Source organism: Undibacterium sp. Ji49W, assembly GCF_049340205.1.
GTDB lineage: Bacteria > Pseudomonadota > Gammaproteobacteria > Burkholderiales > Burkholderiaceae_D > Undibacterium.
Window position 1 is genome coordinate 1 of record NZ_JBMPOW010000038.1, and the last position, 4,644, is coordinate 4,644.

Genomic DNA, 4,644 nt, shown 5'->3' on the forward strand with positions numbered 1-4,644 from the left:
GCAGGCCACCAACGACGTTCTGGACGGGGAAGCCGATGGGGCTGGAGCCGATGTCGGCGCGTACGCCTGCCAGTTCATAACTGAGGTTGAGGGCGACGCCTTTGGCTTCCTGATCGAGGGTAGCGACGTTGGAGAGGCCTTGCTGGCGGGCGATGGTGGTGAACGGGACTTTGGCGTATTTGGCACGTTCTACCAATATGGCATTGCGGCCATACTGGCCGGCGATGTTGGTGTCGTTCAATGCCAGGGTACCAGCGTCAGCCAGCACGGGGATAATTTTTAAACCGAACTGGCCCAGGCCCAGGGTGCTGATCTGGGCTTCGATGGGCAGTTCTACGCCATTCAGGGCGGACAGGCCTTTTTCCCCACTGCGGGAGCGGCCTGCCACTTCGACTGTGACCTGGCTTTGGTTGAGTTCATTGATGGCGTCGATTTCTTTGAGCAGGGACGCTTCTTCCGGGCTGACGTTGGTGCTCTGCCCGGGTTTAGTCAGCTTGCGGGCAGCGGAAATACTGCCTGTACCAGCAGGGTTGCTTGCATATGCGCTACCGCTGGAATAACCACTCGTGCCAGCCCCTCCTGCCAAGCCACTTGCGCCACTTGCGCCACTTGCACCACTTGCGCCGCTTGCATTAGCTGCCGCGCTAGTAACATTCGCCGACGCATATTGCTGTGGTAATGGCACTGGTACCGCCGGGTAGCTGACTTTTGGAGGCACATAAGACGTGCCCGTAGCTGCCGGTGCAACTGCGGTCAGTGGGGTACGTGTTACCGTTGCTGGTGGTATCTGGTATACGGTGGCGACACCTGTGGAGGTGCCGGTATTTGTGCCGGCAGCACTGGCCGCACTCCCCGTATTTGCACCGCCCTGCACAATGGCAATCGATGGATTAAGGGCAGCAGCTTGTTGCGGAACAGGTGCAGGCGTGGTTGCAGCAGGCGCAACGGCAACCCTGGCAGGTAACTGCGGAATGCTGGCCATTTGCTGTGGCGCTGGTACAGGCGTCGCAACCGGAACTGTTTTACTTGCTGCGCTTGCCATTACATTGGCAGGCAATTGGGGAATCACATATTGTGCCTGCGCTGGCTGCGCATATTGCGGTTGAACATACTGAGGCTGTACATATTGTGGCTGCACATACTGCGCCTGGGCGGGTGGCGCATACTGAGGCTGTGCATATTGTGGCTGCACATACTGCGGAGCAGCCTGTTGCATCGGAACACCTACCGGTGCAAAAATCGCACTCTTGGAATTCGGTACCAGGGCCTGCTGTGGTGCATAGGCTTGCGCTACCGGCATTGCTGCATTGCGGTCGGCAAAAGGATTAACCCTGAAATCATTGACGCCGGCTGCCTGCGCCTGTGCTGGCCCTACCAGGCGTATGCCATTCACGCCCTGGCCTGCTGCCGGACGCTGGGCTTGCTCCATCGCCAATGCCTGCCTGAAAAATTCCAGTGCCTTACTATTATTGCCTTGCGCTCTGGCGACATTGCCTGCCAGTGAAATGTTGCGTGGATTATCTGGCTGCAAGCGCATCAGGGTATTCAAATGTTCTTCTGCGCTGGAAAAATCCTTGTTCTGTATCGCTGCATACACCAGCGCCTGCAAGACTTCGGGGTTTTCTGGTTCGGATTGCAAAACGCGGACATACAGTTCCCTGGCCGCATCTGTGTCACCTGCCGATGTATAAATGCGTGCCAGGCTCAGCAGCAACAGGCTGTCATCCGGGTCAGCCAGCAACATGGGCTGGATATAATTGAAGGAGGTGGCAAAGTCGCCTGCTTCACGCGCACGTTCTGAATAACGCATGGACAGGATGCGTTGCAGGTCTTTGTAATCACCGACTTCTTCTGCGGTCAGGCGCGGCATGTCGGCGACTTTACGCATCACGGCCAGCACTTCGGCTTCCTGATTGGCGCGCAGCAAGGCCATGCCATATTGCAGCAATAAGCCGGCAGATGGATTGGGTGTGGTCTCCACCGCGCGTTTGATCAGCGCCAGGCCGTGGGCAGGGTCGCCCACCTTCATGTGGAAGGCTGCAACGATGCCGATAAATTCTGCATCATTGCCCGCCGTGTTTTCTATCACGCCCAATAATTCACGGGCGCGGGCAATATCACCGCGGTTGGCAAAGACATTCAAGCGATCAATCTGTACCCGTATCCACATGCGCTTTTGCAGCTCGACCATTTCTGCCTTACGGGCTGCGACCGGCACACGTTCCAGTGTCATCAGGCCTTCCCACCATAACTGCTGCATGCCGCTCAGCAAGGCGCTGGCGTACAGGGCTTCGGCCTGCGGGTTTTCTACGTTGGCCATGGCGTCCATCAGGGCACGTGCTGCACCCGGCGCATTCTGGCGGAGGTAGATTTTTGCCAGTGCGATACGCAACCAGGGGTTGTCTGGAGTGATGAGAATCGCATCTTCCAGGGTTGCCTGGGCGGTGGCAATATCGCCTGCCGCCTCTGCTGCCTTGGCCTTGTCCCATAGCTGGGTAGATTTCAATTCTGAGAGCACTGTCATTTGGCGCGGCGACATAAAGGCACTCAGTTCTTCCAGATCCTTGATGCGCTTTTGCTGGGCCAGCAAACCGATCAGGCTGTCGAGTGCCCCCTGATTTTTTGGATCCTGTTTCAAGACCTGACGGAAATTCGCTTCCGCACCAGTGGCATCGTTTTCTGCCAGCAAGGCTTCACCCAGTTGCAGGATACCGACGGCTTCTTTGGGATCCATTTCCACCGCTTTACGCAGCAGGGCAATGCCCTTGCCGCTGTCGCTGTCTTCAAAAGCACTGCGTGCATCCCCTATCAGGCCCCAGTAATTGGCACGGTCAGATGCCTGCTTCCACTGGTCCTTGCGATTGGCTGGCGACAACTCCACCGCTTTGTGCAACAGCGTACGCGATTCGGCAAATTCATCCTGGCGCATTTTTACCAGCCCCATGCCGCCATAACCGGCGGAATCCCTGGGGTGGGATTTGATCAGGGCCTGGAAAGCTGCTTCTGCGGTCTTGAGGTCGTTGTCATCCAGTGCCTTGAAGGCAGCGGCGCGGGCTTTGTCCAAAGAATCGCCACTACCGGCTTTGGCTTCAGATTTTGCAGCAGCTTTCTTTTCAGCCCTGGTTTCGGTTTTTTTAGCGAGCCTGGGTTCTGTCTTGGATTCGGCTTTAGGTTCAGCTTTAGGTTCAGCTTTAGATTCAGTTTTAGATTCCGCCTTGATTTCCGCTTTGCTTTCCGCTTTTGTAGCGGCTTCGATTTTCTGTTTGCTTTCTGCTGTCGCCTTGACGGCAGTATTCTGTTTGGCCTCTGCCATCACTTTGGCCGGGCTGACTTTTTCTTCCGCTGCGGCAGTTGCTGCCGGGCGGTTTAAATTGGCCAGGCGATCCTTGATAACCTGGTCATCCGGAAACTTGTCGAGGTAACGACGAAAATGTTTGACGTTTTCATTCTTGACGCCCATCCAGGTCAGGGCCTGGCGCCATGATTCAGCCGCCGGTTTGGCGACATCGCCCCTGCTGGTCAATTGTTCCAGTGCGGCGATACCTTCCAGACGGGTCGGTTCACGATACGTCAGTACCTGGGCATAGGCCAAGGCATAGCGGGCATTGCCAGGGTTGTCATTCTTGATTTTTTCCAGCCCGCGTTTGGCATCCGGGTAACCGGCCTTGGTGCCAGCCAGCACCTGATAATATTCAAACGCAGCATCGCCCTTGAGCTTGGACGGGTCACCCATGATCTTATAGGCTTCCACCGCACTGTCGGCATCGCCCTGCTGGGCCAGTTTGCGGGCATTGTCCAACTGCCCTACCCCACCATTATTGCCACGACGCATGGCTTCTTCGGCGGTACGTAACTGGCTGGTGCTGGTCTGTGCACCTTTCAATTTACCGTAATAGGATTTGGCCAGATCGGCATTGCCCGCCCTGGCTTCATAAATCACCAGTGCCAGCAGCGCTTCGGCATTGGCGGGTTCAATCTTGAGTATCTTGCGCCAGGAATCGGCAGCGTTTTCATCTTTGCCACGCTGCGCCCAGAATTGCGCCTGCTCTTTCAATTGTTGCGTCAAAGGGGAATTCGCGAGCGCAGTCCCGCTTTCCAGATAGACCGTCAAAAGCGCCAATACCAACGCTTTCTTCTTAAAAATCATTCATTTCCCCTATTGACCGCTTTGCACCGCTTGTTTTGATGCATTGCCACGTTCTGCAATGTCTTAAAAACAAAAAGCATACTCCCTGCATTTTGAAGTATACCGGGGTAAATAGGAAGCGCATCTTACGAAGCAATTGTTAAAATATAAAAAAACCGCCAGGATTCTGACGGTTTTTATTGATGCAGCTACATTTATGGCCCTTGCAACAACTCCTTAATTCCCTGAATAATAAGGTTTAGGAGTAACCGGCGGGAAGGCAACCGGGGACTTTCTGGTCTCGAAACTATAGCGCAGGTACACCGCCGCCGCCGCATCATTGAAGTCGCCCGAGTTGTCTGCCGTTAGCCTTCCACCCAGGAACAGGTGGGGGCTCAGCTGGTATTCTGCCGCGCCATTGATCTTGAAGGCGAAGGCTGACCGGGTTTGCCCAGGATAGGTCGTCGGGATGTTGATGGTGGGGTTGGCTGCCGCAAATTGTTCCAGCTCTGCCTGGT

The 4,644-nt window shown here is 55.6% G+C and carries 2 protein-coding genes; both read right to left on the reverse strand.

The features are described 5' to 3' along the window. Nucleotides 1-4,147: tetratricopeptide repeat protein (locus tag ACO0LK_RS26865; RefSeq protein WP_422980584.1), on the reverse strand; the 4,147-nt coding region annotated here is incomplete at its 3' end. Nucleotides 4,148-4,363: 216 nt separating this feature from the next. Beyond that, nucleotides 4,364-4,644 (reverse strand): cellulose synthase subunit BcsC-related outer membrane protein (locus tag ACO0LK_RS26870; RefSeq protein WP_422980585.1); only part of this gene is annotated, 281 nt, incomplete at its 5' end.